General features: G+C 70.1%; 18 protein-coding genes and 1 pseudogene. 4 read left to right on the plus strand and 15 right to left on the minus strand.

The window, feature by feature from the left end:
* Positions 1-12 precede the first annotated feature (12 nt).
* From ACWC09_RS02785 to ACWC09_RS02810, 6 genes are read right to left on the minus strand one after another with little or no spacing between them, the layout of a single operon-like run.
* A complete protein-coding gene (locus ACWC09_RS02785) occupies positions 13-201 on the minus strand; it encodes a mobile element transfer protein (RefSeq protein WP_450847806.1) in 189 nt (62 codons plus the stop codon).
* 19 nt (positions 202-220) lie between these two features.
* On the minus strand, positions 221-874 hold the full coding sequence (locus tag ACWC09_RS02790) for a DUF2637 domain-containing protein (RefSeq protein ID WP_450847807.1): 654 nt from the start codon (positions 872-874) through the stop codon (positions 221-223).
* Between the two features lie 22 nt (positions 875-896).
* Positions 897-1067, minus strand: coding sequence for a hypothetical protein (locus tag ACWC09_RS02795; RefSeq protein ID WP_450847809.1), 171 nt, complete (start codon positions 1065-1067; stop codon positions 897-899).
* 5 nt (positions 1068-1072) lie between these two features.
* Positions 1073-1306, minus strand: a complete 234-nt coding sequence (locus tag ACWC09_RS02800) for a hypothetical protein (protein WP_450847811.1) — start codon at positions 1304-1306, stop codon at positions 1073-1075.
* 12 nt (positions 1307-1318) lie between these two features.
* Positions 1319-2638: an FtsK/SpoIIIE domain-containing protein gene (locus tag ACWC09_RS02805; RefSeq protein WP_450847812.1), complete on the minus strand. Its 1320-nt coding sequence runs from the start codon at positions 2636-2638 to the stop codon at positions 1319-1321.
* A 2-nt stretch (positions 2639-2640) separates the two neighbouring features.
* A complete protein-coding gene (locus tag ACWC09_RS02810) occupies positions 2641-2970 on the minus strand; it encodes an SCO3933 family regulatory protein (protein WP_450847814.1) in 330 nt (109 codons plus the stop codon).
* Positions 2971-3160: 190 nt separating this feature from the next.
* Between ACWC09_RS02810 and ACWC09_RS02815 the strand changes: the two genes are divergently transcribed.
* Positions 3161-3919: a GntR family transcriptional regulator gene (locus ACWC09_RS02815; RefSeq protein WP_450847816.1), complete on the plus strand. Its 759-nt coding sequence runs from the start codon at positions 3161-3163 to the stop codon at positions 3917-3919.
* Positions 3920-4380: 461 nt separating this feature from the next.
* Here ACWC09_RS02815 and ACWC09_RS02820 read toward each other — a convergent pair whose 3' ends face one another.
* Positions 4381-4599 carry a hypothetical protein gene (locus ACWC09_RS02820; protein WP_450847818.1) on the minus strand — a complete coding sequence of 73 codons (219 nt, stop codon included), beginning with the start codon at positions 4597-4599 and terminating at the stop codon, positions 4381-4383.
* Positions 4600-4798: 199 nt separating this feature from the next.
* Here ACWC09_RS02820 and ACWC09_RS02825 point away from each other — a divergent pair, with 199 nt between their 5' ends.
* A complete protein-coding gene (locus ACWC09_RS02825; protein ID WP_450847820.1) occupies positions 4799-5218 on the plus strand; it encodes a DUF6083 domain-containing protein in 420 nt (139 codons plus the stop codon).
* Positions 5219-5476: 258 nt separating this feature from the next.
* Here the strand turns inward: ACWC09_RS02825 and ACWC09_RS02830 are convergent, their stop codons facing one another.
* A complete protein-coding gene (locus ACWC09_RS02830; protein ID WP_450847822.1) occupies positions 5477-5629 on the minus strand; it encodes a hypothetical protein in 153 nt (50 codons plus the stop codon).
* Between the two features lie 14 nt (positions 5630-5643).
* A complete protein-coding gene (locus ACWC09_RS02835) occupies positions 5644-5838 on the minus strand; it encodes a hypothetical protein (protein ID WP_026178055.1) in 195 nt (64 codons plus the stop codon).
* A gap of 480 nt (positions 5839-6318) precedes the next feature.
* On the opposite strand from ACWC09_RS02835, the gene ACWC09_RS02840 reads away from it, so the two are divergent.
* Complete coding sequence (locus ACWC09_RS02840; protein WP_450847824.1) at positions 6319-7500, plus strand: acyltransferase family protein; 1182 nt, start codon at positions 6319-6321, stop codon at positions 7498-7500.
* Between the two features lie 9 nt (positions 7501-7509).
* Here the strand turns inward: ACWC09_RS02840 and ACWC09_RS02845 are convergent, their stop codons facing one another.
* From ACWC09_RS02845 to ACWC09_RS02855, 3 genes and pseudogenes are all read right to left on the minus strand, one after another.
* Entirely contained in the window at positions 7510-7965 is a 456-nt protein-coding gene (locus tag ACWC09_RS02845; protein ID WP_450847826.1) for an HD domain-containing protein, read from the minus strand.
* Positions 7962-8144, minus strand: a pseudogene (locus ACWC09_RS02850) (hypothetical protein); the annotation flags it as partial. The gene ACWC09_RS02845 and the pseudogene ACWC09_RS02850, both read right to left, overlap by 4 nt.
* Before the next feature lie 75 nt (positions 8145-8219).
* Positions 8220-9398, minus strand: a complete 1179-nt coding sequence (locus ACWC09_RS02855; protein WP_450847828.1) for a PP2C family protein-serine/threonine phosphatase — start codon at positions 9396-9398, stop codon at positions 8220-8222.
* 162 nt (positions 9399-9560) lie between these two features.
* On the opposite strand from ACWC09_RS02855, the gene ACWC09_RS02860 reads away from it, so the two are divergent.
* The gene (locus tag ACWC09_RS02860) at positions 9561-10790 is read left to right on the plus strand and encodes a GNAT family N-acetyltransferase (RefSeq protein ID WP_450847830.1); all 1230 of its coding nucleotides are present in this window, start codon (positions 9561-9563) and stop codon (positions 10788-10790) included.
* 1 nt (position 10791) lies between these two features.
* On the opposite strand, the gene ACWC09_RS02865 is transcribed toward ACWC09_RS02860, so the two are convergent.
* The 3 genes from ACWC09_RS02865 to ACWC09_RS02875 are packed head-to-tail and all read right to left on the minus strand — an operon-like array spanning position 10792 to position 12958.
* Complete coding sequence (locus tag ACWC09_RS02865) at positions 10792-11601, minus strand: Fpg/Nei family DNA glycosylase (protein WP_450847832.1); 810 nt, start codon at positions 11599-11601, stop codon at positions 10792-10794.
* Positions 11602-11641: 40 nt separating this feature from the next.
* The gene (locus ACWC09_RS02870; protein ID WP_450847834.1) at positions 11642-12130 is read right to left on the minus strand and encodes a ribose-5-phosphate isomerase; all 489 of its coding nucleotides are present in this window, start codon (positions 12128-12130) and stop codon (positions 11642-11644) included.
* A gap of 51 nt (positions 12131-12181) precedes the next feature.
* The gene (locus ACWC09_RS02875; RefSeq protein WP_450847836.1) at positions 12182-12958 is read right to left on the minus strand and encodes a hypothetical protein; all 777 of its coding nucleotides are present in this window, start codon (positions 12956-12958) and stop codon (positions 12182-12184) included.
* Between the last annotated feature and the right edge of the window lie 1855 nt (positions 12959-14813).

The raw sequence follows: 14813 nt of genomic DNA on the forward strand, positions 1-14813 counted from the left end.
GGGTTCTCCCTTCTAGACCGTGCAGCGGTGGGTGTTGGCGGCGAGTTCGGCGGCGGCGCGGTCGGTGTAGTCGGCGGAGAAGCCGCAGCCGGGGGCGGTGCAGGCGGCGGCATGCTTCTCGCGGCCACGGTGGTCGTTGTAGGTGGCGACCTCGACCGGGCCGATACGGCGCCGGTCACGGAAGCGGCGGTAGACGGTCACGGGCGAACTTCCTTTCAGATCAGGCGAGTTGAAGGTGTGCGGCGATCGCGTCCGCCATCGGGCCGGGCAGTTGCAGCCGGGCCGACAGGGCATTGGCGGGCATCGGGGACCCGGTGGCCGCATGGTGCGCGTCGGCGATCTTCCGGGCGTGGTCGAGCAGCGCGGCCGGCACGGCCGGTACGTCGACCGGGGTCGGCTCGGGTGTGGCGGGCGCCAGTTCGGGCACCGGGTCCGGGGCGGGTTCGTCGGTGCGGTGCATCTCGACTTCCGGCGCGGCCACATCGTCCACAGGCTGTGCGGCAACGGCCGGTTCAGCGGGCGAATGCACGAGGAGAGTGCCGCCGAGGAAGGCGAGCGCGGGCCAGCCGGCGACCAGGATCGACAGCCACGCGGGCACGTCGGTCAGGTCGAGGAGTCCGGCGGTGGCGATGTTGGCGCCGAGCGAGGCGGACAGGGCGATGACGAACCAGGTCCAAGCCGAGCGGTCCCGGCGAGCGGTACGCAGCCGACGCCATGCGGCGACCATCAACAGGTCGACGGAGACCGGGTAGGCCCAGGCCTTCCAGCCGGACTGTCCGGCCGCCTCGGCAAGGTCGTGCAGGTGGGCGAAGGACAGGGCACCCGCGATGACGGCTTGGATCAGCACCGCGTCCACGCGGAGCGTGCGGCCCATGGTCCTCACCTCCCTTCAGAGGTCAGTCGGTCGGGGGTTCGCCGGAGCCGAAGCAGGTGAGGCAGAGGCCGGTCTGCCGGCCGACGGGACGGCGCTTGCGGCCGACGAGGACGAGGCGGGAGACCTCTCCGGTGCCCTTGCAGGTCGGGCACTTCGCCGGTTCGGCGGGCGCGGCGGTCCTGGTCGCGGCCATGGCGGTCAGCCGTCCTCGTCCAGTCGCGGGTAGCCGTGGCCGACGGGCGGGTACTGGCCGTTGATGCCGGCGATGCACTCGGCTTCCGGGGCGCCGAGGACGACCAGAGTGAAGGCGTCCGGGGCCAGACCGCCGTGGAGATCGTTCTTCAGGGTCTCGTAGAGGAAGCCGAGCCGGTTCATGTCGTCGCGCTCGTGCAGGGACAGGTCGAACCCGTCCCGGTCCGGGTAATGGTTCATGGCGGGGTCTCCCTACTTGACCAGTGACACGGCGTCGGTGGGCGGGGCGGAGACGTGCGGCCTGAAGGCGTCCAGGAACGGCAGGTCCGGCACCAGGTGAGCGAAGTCACGGCAGGTCGCGGCGACTTCCTCGCGAGAGATCTGCGGGGTTCGGATGCGGCACCAGCCGCCGCCCGCGTCGGTGGCCACAGCCACGCCCGGACGGTTCGCGGGGATCACGCACGCGGACCCAACGGCGGTCGGGGCCACATCCTTGAGCCCCATCTCGGCCGTCTCCTTGTCGTTGACCCGGTGCACCACACGGCCCGTGAGCTGAGCACGGAGCATCGTCGCGCCTTTGCCGAGGTCGGAGCCGAAGCGCTGCCCGCAGATCTCCAGGTAGATCCCGACCGCGCGGGCCATCTGCGCCAGCCGGATCAACGCCGTGACGATCCGCGTGCGCCGGTCCTCGTCCTCCTTGCGGGAGATCAGGAAGAGTTCGGCGATCTCGTCGACCAGGACCACGATCGGCGCCGGCCGCAACTCCTCCGGCAGCTCCCAGATGTCCGAGACGCCATGCAGGTGCAGCAGGTCGAAGCGGTCTTCCATCTCCGCGACCAGCACATCGGCCAGCGAGGCGGCATCGTCCGGGTTGGTCGCCAGCGCCGACAAACGGGGCGCGTACGCGGACTGCTCGACGCCGCGCTTGCAGTCCATCCCGACCAGGGCCACCGGCAGTTGCGCCAGCCCCTTGATCAGGTTGCGCTGGAAGGTGGACTTGCCGGAGTTGTTCGCCCCCAGCGTGAGCGCCATGGGGACCTGGCGGTAGTCCCGCTCGAACGCGGTCCCGTCATCCCGCAGCGCGACCGGCACGACCAGGTCATGAGGCTGTGCCTTGCGCGGCATCCGCACCCGGCGCAGCACGTCGTAGCCGGTCATCCGCAGTTCCACGAACCCCGGCTTGGTCACCGCGACCCGCACCGCGTGCACACCCCAGGCATGCCGCAGACGTTCCGTGGAGGCGATCACGTCCGCCGGTTCCAGGCCGGCCGGAAGCCGCAGCGTCACCCGCAGCCCGGTCATCGTGCCCCGGATGCCCCTGATCTTCGGCGCGACCGGCTGCACGTCGCGACGGGCGACGTTACGGGCCATGAACGCCCGCAGCCCCGACGGCTGCACCGTCAGCCCGCACACATCCATCGTCGAGCGGTACGAGTAGGAGAACCGGGCCCACGTGGCCGGCAGCCCGACCATCGACCAGTACGCGCGCGGCACACGGTACTTCGCATAGCCGACACCACCGGCACCCGCTATGACCCCCGTGGCCTCAGCCCACGTCGTCAGGTCGGCCATGATCAGGCCGCCGGGGTGATAGCGACCGCGCGGAACGAGATCCCGTGCCGCTTCTGGCCGTTGAACTCGTTCTCCCAGTCACGCGCCTTCAGGCCGATGACCGTGACCGGCATGCCCGGCGCCAGCCCCTCCGGGTAACCCGTCTCCGGGATGGTCACCTGGTAGAGGTTCCCCTCCCCCTCGTCCGAGACCAGCAGGCCCACCGTCGACAGGCCGGCGCCCGTCTCCCGGTCCAACGCCCGCTCCCCCGTCTTGGCGTTCGCGAGCTTCGGCGTCGGCGCGGTCGCCACGAAAACCACAGCAGTCGAAGTGTCGATCTTGAACGACGGCATGAGCACATCCCTCAGTTCTCGGAGGCCACCCGTTCGCGACCTCTCTAGACATCTCCAGTAAGACACACGTCTCTAGAGACGTCAAGAGAATCTGTCTAGAGATGTTGCTGTAGCGGAATCGTGGCTACACGACAGAGCAGGCGCCACACCCATGGCCTAGGCTGTCTAGAGAAGAGAGGAGGGCTCCCGAATGACCACCACCGACGACGACCGTCGGCCGAAGTACCAGCGGATCGCGGACTCTCTGCGCGAGGCGATCCAGTCGGGCGAGTACGGTCCCGGTGATCGGCTTCCGGGAGAGAACGACCTCATGGCCACCCACGGAGTGGCCCGCATGACCGCCCGCCAAGCGCTGAGCGTGCTCAAAGACGAGGGCATTGCCGAGTCACGCAAGGGCGCCGGCGTGTTCGTACGGTCCTTCCGCCCTCTGAGGCGCCGAGGCATCCAGCGGCTCTCACAGGAGCAGTGGGGCAGCGGCCAGTCCATCTGGGCCGCCGACACGGAGAACCGAACGCTTCAGGTAGATCAAGTGGAGGTCGCGCAAGAGGCCGCCCCGGACGGCGTTGGGCGCGTGCTAGATCTGGCCGACGAGGAGACGGTGTGCGTCCGGCGGAGGCGGTACGTCCTGGATGAGAAGCCCGTTCTGCTGGCCACGAGCTATCTCCCCACCTCAGTGGTTGCGGGCTCGGCGATCACGCAGGCCGATCCGGGAGCCGGCGGAATCTATGCCCGCCTTGCCGAACTCGGGTACAAGCCAGTGCACTTCCGCGAAGAGATCCGCTCTCGCATGCCCACGAAGGATGAGGCGACGCAGTTGGGCATCTCCGCCGGTACGCCCGTGATCCTCATTTGCCGGACCGCATTCGCGGATGAAGGGCGCCCCGTCGAGATCAACGAAATGACGCTCGATGCCGCTTCCTACATCCTGGAGTACGACTTCGACGCGTAGCCAAACGCAAGCTGTTACAGGTTTCTCTACCTCATCAAGGGCCCGCGCAAGCGCGGGCTGGCCCCTTGGGCCTGGCCCCTCTGCGCCTTCGGCGCCGGGGCCTGGCCCCTGGGGCCGCAAGCATGTTACGGCCCGGACGGTAGAGCCCTAATGGGCAGGCCACGGTCAGAACGATGCCTCCGGCGGGGGATCGGCCGGCACCGGGATGGAGGGGGCGCCGTTCGCGGCCGCGGGTCCGTAGTGGCGTGCGCGGGGAGCTCCCATCCCGACCGCCATCAACCCAGGCAGAGCCGAGCAGACGCGGCCCATGGCGTCCAGGTCGTTCGTACAGTGGCGCGCTCCACCTGGACGCCATGAACCACGCCCGCTCCACGGTGTGTGGGTCGACGGCGGACGGGATGGGAGCTGGGGAGAGTGATGGGTGAAGGTAGGTCCAAAGCCGAGGCGGGGACAGGAAACCGTCAGGGGAGCTTCCTCATCACCCCAAGTCCGACCCAGTAAGCAAGGACTGCAACCGCGCAGCTGACGAGCCACGCGACCGTGTGGGCGTAGTCCGGAACCAACTGCTTGGTCGTTTCGAGAGCTGGCGGGTCAGTGAAGAAGAGGCCGGTTGTGGCGGCCAGGAAGGCTCCAGCCTTGTCCTTGGTCCACTGGTCGTTCAGCTTGGGAGTGCTTGTCACGAAACGGTTGTACCGGGCACCCGCAGGCCGCACAAGACCAGGCCGACAGTCGTGCCCGTTGCGCGCCGGAGCATCGCTCGCTCACATTGCCGCTAAATAGGCCAAATTGCGACCTACTGCGATCCGGTCAGATTCGCTCACACTCGAACACATGGGGGCGGTAGAGGATCGCGACACGCACTTATGCCATCGCTGCGGGGTGACGAGCCCCACCGTGCGCGAGCGCGGGCGGATCGATCTCATGGCCAGGTTCTGCGAGGCGTGCTGGAACGTCTTCGCGAACGAGATGGCCATGAGCGACGGAGCCACCGCTCCCCCGAGGCCCGACCCGGATCCCGACGACGTGTCATGGATCGAGCCTCCGACTTGCCCCAAGTGCGGCGCATTTGTGCGGATCTACCCGACCACGTACGACCGATGGGTCAGCCTCGCCACCGTGGAGATGCCCGCCAAGGACGTCCCAGAGCCCTTCCGCTGGCGTCTGATGAGGTTGCCGGGGCTGTCCCGCATCACGACCGATATCGTGGCCGTACGGGTCCGTGGAATCGATCCGCTGCCCGGCGAGCCTGTAGCGCCGGCGCACCGCATGATGTGCGTCCCAGACTTGGGCGAGTCGTAGATCACGGAGCGAGCGCGGCCGTGTCCCCAGCGTGCCCGATCGAGCAGCAACCAGCGGGGAACAACGGGGAACGCCGGCGAGCGACCTTGGAACGGGCAGGTCAGCGTCTCGCCAGCTCAGGCCCCATCCGCATACGCGATCTTCCAAACTAGCTACGCGGGTTCGATTCCCGTCGCCCGCTCCAGTAACGGCTCAGGCCCAGGCGGGAGAGTAGATCCACTCTCCCGCCTGGGCCTGACTCGTTCGATGGGGCTCGGTTCACCGCTTGCGCCGGTTCACCCGGGAGAGATGCTCTCCGTCGTTGCCCATGGACGCACGCCTCCGGGCACGCCGTCCGGTGCGGCGGTCGCCGAGCCCGCCGAAGGTGAGCGCCGCCGACACCGGCAGGCCTGCCGGCGCCAAGAGAGTCATCGGCGCGCCCGAGGTCAGAAGCTGATCGAGTTGATCGTCTCCGCTATCGAGTTCAGGAAGCGGTTGATCGATGGGGCCATGCCCGTCGAGGCGAGGAAGAAGCCGAACAGGATCGCGACGATCGCCGGGCCGGCCTTGATGGAGCCTCCCCGGATCAACACCACCAGGATGATCGCCAACAGCAGCACCACTGACAGTGAAATGGCCACAACTGATCACACCCTACGGTCGGTCCGCTCTCCCGGCCCGGGGGTGCCAGGCCCCGCGCACCCCCGCCAGAACCATCGTGCCACCAACCGGCCCCACGTATGCGGCCGGTGGGACATCATCCACACACCTGTGCCGCACCTTTGCCGGAACCATGCCGTCGCCGCCCGCGCCGCCGCCCCCAACCCCCGCCGCCCGCAAGGCAATTCGAGACGGCACCCGCACGGGGAATTCGACGGGGTCGTTGCCGTCTCCACACAACGCGTTCGCAGCTAATTCGAATTGTCGTCACAGACACATCAAAGTCGGGGCGATCTGAGCCTAGTTGTCCTGATTCTTCCTGACTAAATGGTGCATATGACCAGCAGATGATGATGTCAACTTCCCCCATTCATGGGCACTCGAAGCCCATAAGCAGGCCATAAGCAGGAATGACCAGGACGGTTTTACGAAAACCCACAGACGACGCTAGGGTGCCTCAGATGTTTCACGCCGCCTCGCCCCCCGGTCAGCACAGAACGCCGCTCCCCCCGGCACAGTCGCCGGCTCCCGGAGTGCCGAGTCCGCGTTCACCGCAGAGCGGGCAACCGGACAGAACCGGCAAGCAGCGTGACTCCTTCTTCGACAACGCCAAGTACCTGGCGATCGTGCTCGTGGCCATGGCCCACTCCTGGGAGCCGCTGAAGGGCGACAGCCGCGTCCTGGAGGGCGTGTACACCGTCGTGTACACCTTCCACATGCCGGCGTTCATCATCATCTCCGGCTACTTCAGCCGCAGTTTCGACATGCGTCCCGACCGGCTCCGGCGGCTGGTCACCGGTGTCCTCGTGCCGTACGTCGTGTTCGAGACGGCGTACTCCCTCTTCAAGCGCTACGGCGACCACGACCCCGGCATGGCCATCACCCTGCTCGACCCGTGGTACCTCACCTGGTTCCTGGTCGCCCTGTTCATCTGGCGGTTGACCACCCCGCTGTGGAGGATCGCCCGCTGGCCGCTGCCGCTCGCGCTCGGCATCGCCATGCTGGCCAGCGTCTCGCCGGAGATCGGCGACGACCTCGACCTGCAGCGCGTCCTGCAGTTCCTGCCGTACTTCGTGCTGGGTCTGTGCATGAAGCCCGAGCACTTCCGGATGGTGCGCACCCGGAAGATGCGGATCGCGTCGGTGCCGATCTTCGCGACCGCGCTCGTCGTCGGCTGGTGGGCGGTGCCGCGGATGAACACCGCCTGGTTCTACCACCGGGACGCCGCCCAGGAGTTGGCTGCGCCCTGGTGGTCCGGGCCGGTCATGGCGCTCGCCCTCTTCGGCTGCTCGCTGTTGCTGACGGCCTGCTTCTTCGCCTGGGTGCCGCGCCGGAGGATGTGGTTCACGGCGCTCGGCGCGGGCACGCTGTACGGCTACCTGCTGCACGGTTTCGTGGTCAAGGCCGGTGACTTCTACGGCTGGTTCGACCACGGCTGGATGCGCCGGCCGCTCGGCGAGATCCTTGTGACGGTCGTCGCGGCCGCCGTGGTCACCGTGCTGTGCACCAAGCCGGTGCAGCGGGTGTTCAGGTTCGCGATGGAGCCGGAGATGAAGTGGGCGTTCAAGCGCGACCCGGCAGAGGTGGCGCGGGAGCGGGAAAAGGCCGAAAAGGCCCGTCGGCGCGAACTGGCCAACGCCTAGCCGCTGCTGTCACTCCAGACCGAGAAGTGCGCGCATGCGTGCGTACTTCTCGGTCAGTCGTGTGCGGGTGGCCGCGTCGTCGAGGCGGGCGAGGCGGGCCGGGTCGGCGTTGTGCGCCAGGTCCGCCTCCTTGACCAGCAGCGCGCCGGGCGTGGCCAGAACGCGCCCCGCGTACGCCTCGGGCGCTTCCCCCGCGCGCTTGGTGACCGCGAGCACGATGTCCTTCGTACGGCGGCTCAGCGCGGCCTCCTCCAGCCACCGTTCGGACAGCGCGTCGTCCTCGACGGCGTCGTGCAGCCAGGCCGCCGCGATCTGCTCGTCGTCGCCGCCCCGTGCGCGTACGCCCTCGGCGACGGCCTGAAGATGCTCGGCGTACGGCCGCCCGGCCTTGTCGGTCTGGTCCGCGTGGGCGGTGCGGGCGATGCGTTCGACGTCGAGCAGCGACCACTCCTTCTCTTCTGTCATTCCTCCAGTGTCTCCTTGCGGAGTGCCGCTCGGGCCGGAGGGGTCGCCGCCGCCATGCGCAGCACCCGGCGGCGGGGGGAGCCGATGAGGCGGAGGGTGCCGCGTTCGCGGCGGCGGTCGAGGACGGTCATCACCAGGGTGTTGACGGCGGCGACGGCCGCGAAGCCGCCCAGGGTTGAGCGATGAGGGCGGCCGGCGGATCGGGGTGGGGGTGAACCCCACCTGGGAGCCCCGCCGGGGGCAGACCCGACGGCTCAGCGGGCCGCGGTCGCCGTCGGGCCCTCACGGCAGATCAGCAGCAGCGCCCGGTCGTCGTTGACGTCCTTCGCGACCGCCTCGATGAGATGCCAGGCGGCGCCGTGGAAACCGCCGGCCACATACCGGTCGGCCTCCCCGGTCAGACGGTCGATGCCCTCGACGATGTCGCGGTCGGAGGTCTCCACCAGACCGTCCGTGAACAGCATCAACACGTCTCCGGGGCGGAGCGAGCCCTTCACAGGGTCGAATTGGGCGCCGTCGTACACACCCAGCAACGGCCCTTCGGCCGGCTTCTCCTCCCAGCGTCCGCTGCCCGCGCTGAGTTGGAGTCCCGGCGGATGGCCCGCGGAGTAGAGCTCGTAGTCGCCGGAGTCGAGGTCCAGGACGAGGTGGATGGAGGTCGCGAAGCCCTCGTCCCAGTCCTGGCGGAGCAGATAGCCGTTGGCCGCCGGGAGGAACGCGTGGGGGGGCAGGGAGCCCAGCAGACCGCCGAAGGCGCCGGACAGCAGCAGGGCGCGCGAACCCGCGTCCATGCCCTTGCCTGAGACGTCCGTCAGCACGACCTCCAGCGTGCGCCCCCCGTTCGTACGGGACGCCACCACGAAGTCGCCGGAGAAGGACTGGCCGCCCGCCGGGCGCAGCGCCATCTCGCGGTGCCAACCGTCCGGCAGCTTCGGCAACTTGCTCTGGACGCGGATGCGTTCGCGCAGGTCGAACAGCATGGTGCCGCCACGCCGCCAGGGCACGCCGACCCGGCTGCGGAACTGCGCCACCAGCAGCCCGAAGAAGCCACAGGCGGCGACCACCAGGACCACGCCCGGGGTGACCCGCGAGGGCCCCTCGGTGTACGGCCCGAGCTGCACCGACTCCACGATCAGCGCGGTCGCCGCCGCCGCGTACAGGCCGAGCAGGCTCGCCGGGCGCAGCAGCAGGCCGCCCGCGACGATCGGGATGACCAGCGCGGCGGGGGAGCACCACACCGAGTTGGCCAGGGTCACGGCCGCGATCACCGGGATGGTGAGGAGCAGCAGGCCCAGCGCGATCCACTCCGAGCCGTCGCCCCGGAAGTAGTCCACGGCGCTTCTGCGCACGCCGACGCGGGCCCGGTGCCATTGCATCTTCAACCGGGCCGTGAACGTCTCGGCTTCCGCGCGCCGCTCTCGTCCTGCTGCCATTAGTTCGGGACCCTATCCATCGGACCAGCTGCTTGGCACGGGAGGTCCCACTTGTCCCCCGTCCGAGGTTCAACTTCACAGTGAACTTCACGAGCGGCCGCTTCGTCGCCGCCAAAGAGAAATTCCCTCGCTCGTCCCGCAATGCCCTGGTAGGCATGTTTCATGGGGACTGACTTGCGGGTACTCGCACAGGACGAATGGGACGAGTGGTACGACAACCTGCTCCGCGCGTTCGGCGGGGTTCCGGAGTCGACCGAGGAGCGGGCGTTGTGGCGCGATCTGACCGAGACGGAACGATCCATCGGCGCCTGGGACGGTGACGCCTGTGTCGGCACGGCGAGCGCGTTCTCGTTCCGGCTGACCGTACCCGGCGGGGCCGCGGTGCCGGCCGCCGGCGTGACCATGGTCGGCGTGGCCGCCACGCACCGGCGGCGCGGCCTCCTGACGTCCATGATGCGGCGGCAGTTGGACGACGTACGGTCCTGGGGCGAGCCGCTGGCCGTGCTGACGGCCTCCGAGCCCGGGATCTACGGCCGGTTCGGCTACGGCGTCGGGACGTACCACGTGAACGCCGAGATCGACACGACCCGCGTCCGGCTGACCGTGCCGCCCGGCACCGACGACGTACGCCTCAGGTACGCGGAACCGGCCGAGGTGCTCGACGCCTGCGAGGCGGTGTACGCCCAACTGGTGCCGCGGCGGCCGGGGATGCTGGTGCGGGCCCCGGGCTGGGAGCGGCTGGGGGTGCTCGACCCGGAGAGCGACCGGGGCGGTGCGTCGCCGCTGCAGTGCGTGCTCGCGGAGCGGGACGGCCGGGTCGTCGGGTACGCGCGCTTCCGGATCAAGGCGGACTGGGAGCCGGCCGGGGCCAAGGGCACGGTGATGACGCAGAAGGTGGACGCGCTGGACCCGGCGGCGCACGCCGCGCTGTGGCGCTTCCTGTTCGAGATCGACCTGACGTCGACGCTGAGCGTGGGGTCGCGGCCACTGGACGAGGCCTGGCAGTACATGGTGTCCGACATCCGGCGGTGCGCGCTGCGGATACGGGACTCGCTCCACGTACGACTGGTGGATGTCGCGGCCGCACTCGAGGCCCGCACCTACCAGGCGCCGGTGGACATGGTGGTGGAGGTCGAGGACGCCTTCTGCCCCTGGAACAGCGGGCGTTGGCGGCTGACCGGCGACCCGAAGGGGGCGTCCTGTGAACGCACCGAGGATCCGGCCGATCTCGCCCTGTCCGTACGGGAGTTGGGCTCGGCGTATCTCGGCGGGGTGACCCTCGACGCACTCGCGACTGCCGGCCGAGTACGGGAACTGCGCCAGGGCGCGCTCGCGGAGGCGTCGTTGGCCTTCGGGTCCGCGGTGGCGCCGTGGCTGCCGCACGGCTTCTAGGTCACCGTTTCTGGCAGTTGGGGCACCAGAACAGATTGCGGGCGGCAAGATCGGCGGTGCGGATCTCGCCGCCGCAGATGTGGCAGGGCAGGGTGGCCCGGCGGTAGACGTAGACCTCGCCGCCGTGGTCGTCGACGCGCGGCGGGCGGCCCATCGTCTCGGGGGTGTGCTCCGGCCGGACGGTGTCGATGCGGTTGTTGCGGACGCCTTCGTGCATCAGCGCGACGAGGTCCGCCCAGATCAGGTCCCACTCGGCCGGGGTGACGTCCTTGCCGGGGCGATACGGGTCGATGCCGTGCCGGAAGAGGACCTCGGCGCGGTAGACGTTGCCGACGCCCGCGATCACCTTCTGGTCCATGAGGAGCGCGGCGACCGTCGTACGACTGCGGGAGATCCGCCGGTACGCCGCCCGCGGATCGGCGTCCTCACGCAGTGGGTCGGGACCCAGTCGGCCATGTATGGCGTGCTTCTCGGCGTCCGTGATGAGGGCGCAGGTCGTCGGGCCGCGCAGATCGACGTACGACGTGTCGTTCGCGAGGCGCAGCCGGACCGTGTCCGTGGGCGGGGGCGGCGGGGCGGCGCCGAAGTCGACCTTGCCGAAGAGGCCGAGGTGGATGTGGACCCAGTCCGTGTCGCGGAAGCCGAGGAAGAGGTGCTTGCCGTGGGCCTCGGTGCGGGTGAGTTCGGCGCCGTTCAGAAGCGCGGCGGCGTCGGAGAACTTGCCCTGGGGGCTGGTCACCCGTGGTGTCGTGCCGGAGAAGCGGTCGGCGTAGTCCGACGCCAGCCGGTGAATCGTGTGCCCCTCTGGCACGGTGCCTGTTCCTTTCCCAGCCCCCCCCCGGGCGATCGGCTCAGTCCTGCTGCGGGTGGTGCGCCGGGATCGGGGGCAGCTCGCCCGTCGTCTCATAGTCCGCGAGCATGTCGATGCGGCGGATGTGGCGCTCGTCACCGGAGAACGGCGTGTTCAGGAAGATCTCGACGAACTTCGTCGCCTCCTCCGTCGTGTGCATGCGCCCGCCCACCGCGACGACGTTGGCGTTGTTGTGCTGGCGCCCCAGGGACGCCGTCTCCTCGCTCCACGCGAGAGCGGCTCGCACGCCCTTCACCTTGTTCGCCGCGATCTGCTCGCCGTTGCCGGAGCCGCCGATCACGACGCCGAGGGAGTCGGGGTCCGCGGCCGCCTTCTCGGCGGCGCGGAGGCAGAAGGGCGGGTAGTCGTCCTGGGCGTCGTAGATGTGCGGGCCGCAGTCGACGGGGTCGTGGCCTGCCGCCTTGAGCCACTCGACGAGGTGGTTCTTGAGTTCGAAGCCGGCATGGTCGGAGCCGATATACACGCGCATGGCTTTGAGTGTGACATGGCTGTTTCGGGGCGGCAGCCCGGGGTGGTGGCCTCACTGCGGGGTGAAGGTGTCCTTGACCTTGTCGTAGACCGGGAGGGCCGTGGACTCGGCGTCCGGCCGGTACCAGGTGCTGATCTCGTACGACATCTTTCCCTCGCGGAAGCCGAGGAGGCGGGTGTGCCAGGGGGCGCCCTGGACGTCGACCAGGTACTCCCAGACGACCGCGGGACGGCCCTTGAAGGTGGTCTCCCGCAGCCGGATCCGCTGGTAGCCCGCGCCCTTGCTGGTGTGCTTGGCCTCCTCCTGCTGCCAGTTCTCCAGGAGGGTGGTCCCCTTGGTCGCCAAGCTGGCCCGGCCGACGATCTCCTGGTTGCCGTCGGGCGACGTGTACTGCACCGACGAACCGCTCAACACCGTCCGCTTCCAGCCCTTGGGCGGCACCCAGCTGAACAGACCGGACTCGTTGACGGTGCCCGGCGGGGGGCTGGGGGGCCTGGAAGTGCCTTCGACCGTGGGGGCGGAGGAGGTCGGAGAGGTGGAGGAGGCCGAGGAACCGGCCTTGTTGTCGTCGGGTGAGCCGGAGTGCGAGAAGAGCACCGCCGCGACGACGGCTCCGACGGCGGTGAGCAGGCCGATACCGGCGAGGAGTGCGGTGCGGCGGCGGGGGCGGCGAGGAGGGGCGGGGGTCGTGGGGCCGAGGGGTTCGGCCTGGAGGGTGCGGTGGGGGTGGGGGCCGAGGTTGGGGCGGGGGGCCGGCGGGTTCTGCGGGGGGTGTGGGGTGCGCTGAGGGGCGGCGCCGTTTTCCCGGATGGGGCGAGGCTGGGTCACTGCCTGGGCTCGGATGAGGGAGATGCCGGCGTGGCGAGGGGTGGAGGAGGGTTGCGTGGGGTTGGGGGCGGTGGGGTGTGCGGGACTCGGGGTGGCCGGGTGCGCGATGGCGGCCGACGGGCTCTCGGAACGGACCTCGGAGCGGAGTTCGGAGGGGACTTCGGTGGAGGCGTTGGAGGTGGGGGGTGACTGTGGGGGCGCGGGGTGGGGCGGAGTGGATGTGGCGGGTGCCTCCGGCGAGCGCGTGGGCGTGGCGGAGGCCGCCGGTGAGAGCGCGGGCGTGGCGGATGTGTCGGGGGGTGCGGGCGGTGACGTGGATGCGGCGGGGGTGGCGGACGGTGCGCTGGACGCCGTAGAAGCGGCTGACTGTGACGTCGATGGGGATGGGACGTCGGTCGGTGGTGCCGGTGATGACGTCGGTGTTTCTTGGGGTGCGTCCTGGCCGGGCGTGGGGTGTGGGGTGGCTGTTCGGCGTCGGCTGAAGTCCTGGGTGGGTGGCTGCTCCTGGGGTGGTGTGTCCTCCACGGGGTCCGGTCGGCGGGGGTCGCGTGCGGCGCGTACGAGGCGGGTGCCCAGGTAGGACGGGGTCGGTGCCTCGGACGGGGTCCAGGGGAAGGGAGGGGCCGAGTCGGACGGAGACGCCGCTTCGGACGGCTGCGGCGCGGGAGGCGGGGTGGGGGCGGACGCAGCGTCGGAACCGGGGGCGGCTCCGGTGCTCACGGGCCGCTCATGGTCGGAACGGCCCGGGGACTCGGGCTCGGACTCGGAACCCGACACGACTCCAGCACCGGACGCGGCCGCGGCACCCACCGACCGCCCAAACTCGGACCGGCCCGGGGACTCAGGCTCTGTTGCCGGTGTGGAGTCCATTACGGAGGCGTCGTGCGGGGCGCCGGGTGGCGACTCGGCCTCGGAGGGGGTCGAGGATCCGCCGAGGGGAACATCGGGCCGCCCTACCTCGGCACCTCGCGGCGACCGGCCCGACGAACCCAGGTGGGCGCCCGACCCCGCCCCGCCGGACCAGTCTCCGTCGCCCCCGGCCGCCGCCCAGCCCTGCCGGTCCGGTTCCGCACCGGTCACGGACTGGCCCGGCGAGCCCGCCCCGGAGCCCACCGCAGGCCCACCTGACGGTCCCGCCTCAGCCTCCGCACCTGGCCTGTCCGCGTAACCCTCGGCTCGGGCCGCTACCCAGCCCTGCCGGTCCGGCTTGGGGTCGACGATCGGATCACCCGCGTCACTCTCAGCCCCGGCCTGCCGATCCGGCTCGGCACCGGCGACCCGCTCACCCGGCGAGCCCGCCTCCACCCCGGACCCACCTGACCGACCCGCTTCAGCCCCCGGCCCACTCGCGGCACCTCCGGTCCCGGCTGTCACGCCAGGCCCAGGACCATCCGAGGAACCCGCAACGGGGTCACCCGGCCGGCCCGCTTCAGCCTCCGCAAGCGTTCCGTCCGCAGGACCCACGGCGCGGTCCGATCCGACGGCAGCCGCAGACGCTCCCCGGGAGGCCGCCTCAGGGCCCTCCCCAGGCGACTCGACACCCGGCACAGAAAGCCCCGGCAAGCCCGCCCCAGAACCCGCCCCAGGCGACTCGACGCCAGGCGCAGAAACTCCCGGGGAGCCAGCTTCAGAGCCCGGCACGGACGACTCGACACCCGGCACAGAAACCCCCGGCAAGCCCGCCCCAGAACCCGCCCCAGGCGACTCGACGCCAGGCGCAGAAACTCCCGGGGAGCCAGCTTCAGAGCCCGGCACGGGCGACTCGACACCCGGCACAGAAACCCCCGGCAAGCCCGCCCCAGAACCCGCCCCAGGCAACTCGACACCCGGCACAGAAACCCCCGGCAAGCCCGCC

It is taken from the genome of Streptomyces sp. NPDC001617 (assembly GCF_053596855.1).

What these genes read in the sequence shown, in the direction of transcription:
- ACWC09_RS02795 (WP_450847809.1), bottom strand. Translation starts at nt 1,067, where the DNA reads ATGGCCGCGACCAGGACCGCCGCGCCCGCCGAACCGGCGAAGTGCCCG.
- ACWC09_RS02855 (WP_450847828.1), bottom strand. Translation starts at nt 9,398, where the DNA reads ATGGCAGCAGGACGAGAGCGGCGCGCGGAAGCCGAGACGTTCACGGCC.
- ACWC09_RS02845 (WP_450847826.1), bottom strand. Translation starts at nt 7,965, where the DNA reads ATGACAGAAGAGAAGGAGTGGTCGCTGCTCGACGTCGAACGCATCGCC.
- ACWC09_RS02800 (WP_450847811.1), bottom strand. Translation starts at nt 1,306, where the DNA reads ATGAACCATTACCCGGACCGGGACGGGTTCGACCTGTCCCTGCACGAG.
- ACWC09_RS02810 (WP_450847814.1), bottom strand. Translation starts at nt 2,970, where the DNA reads ATGCCGTCGTTCAAGATCGACACTTCGACTGCTGTGGTTTTCGTGGCG.
- ACWC09_RS02840 (WP_450847824.1), top strand. Translation starts at nt 6,319, where the DNA reads ATGTTTCACGCCGCCTCGCCCCCCGGTCAGCACAGAACGCCGCTCCCC.
- ACWC09_RS02790 (WP_450847807.1), bottom strand. Translation starts at nt 874, where the DNA reads ATGGGCCGCACGCTCCGCGTGGACGCGGTGCTGATCCAAGCCGTCATC.
- ACWC09_RS02815 (WP_450847816.1), top strand. Translation starts at nt 3,161, where the DNA reads ATGACCACCACCGACGACGACCGTCGGCCGAAGTACCAGCGGATCGCG.
- ACWC09_RS02805 (WP_450847812.1), bottom strand. Translation starts at nt 2,638, where the DNA reads ATGGCCGACCTGACGACGTGGGCTGAGGCCACGGGGGTCATAGCGGGT.
- ACWC09_RS02830 (WP_450847822.1), bottom strand. Translation starts at nt 5,629, where the DNA reads ATGACTCTCTTGGCGCCGGCAGGCCTGCCGGTGTCGGCGGCGCTCACC.
- ACWC09_RS02870 (WP_450847834.1), bottom strand. Translation starts at nt 12,130, where the DNA reads ATGCGCGTGTATATCGGCTCCGACCATGCCGGCTTCGAACTCAAGAAC.
- ACWC09_RS02860 (WP_450847830.1), top strand. Translation starts at nt 9,561, where the DNA reads ATGGGGACTGACTTGCGGGTACTCGCACAGGACGAATGGGACGAGTGG.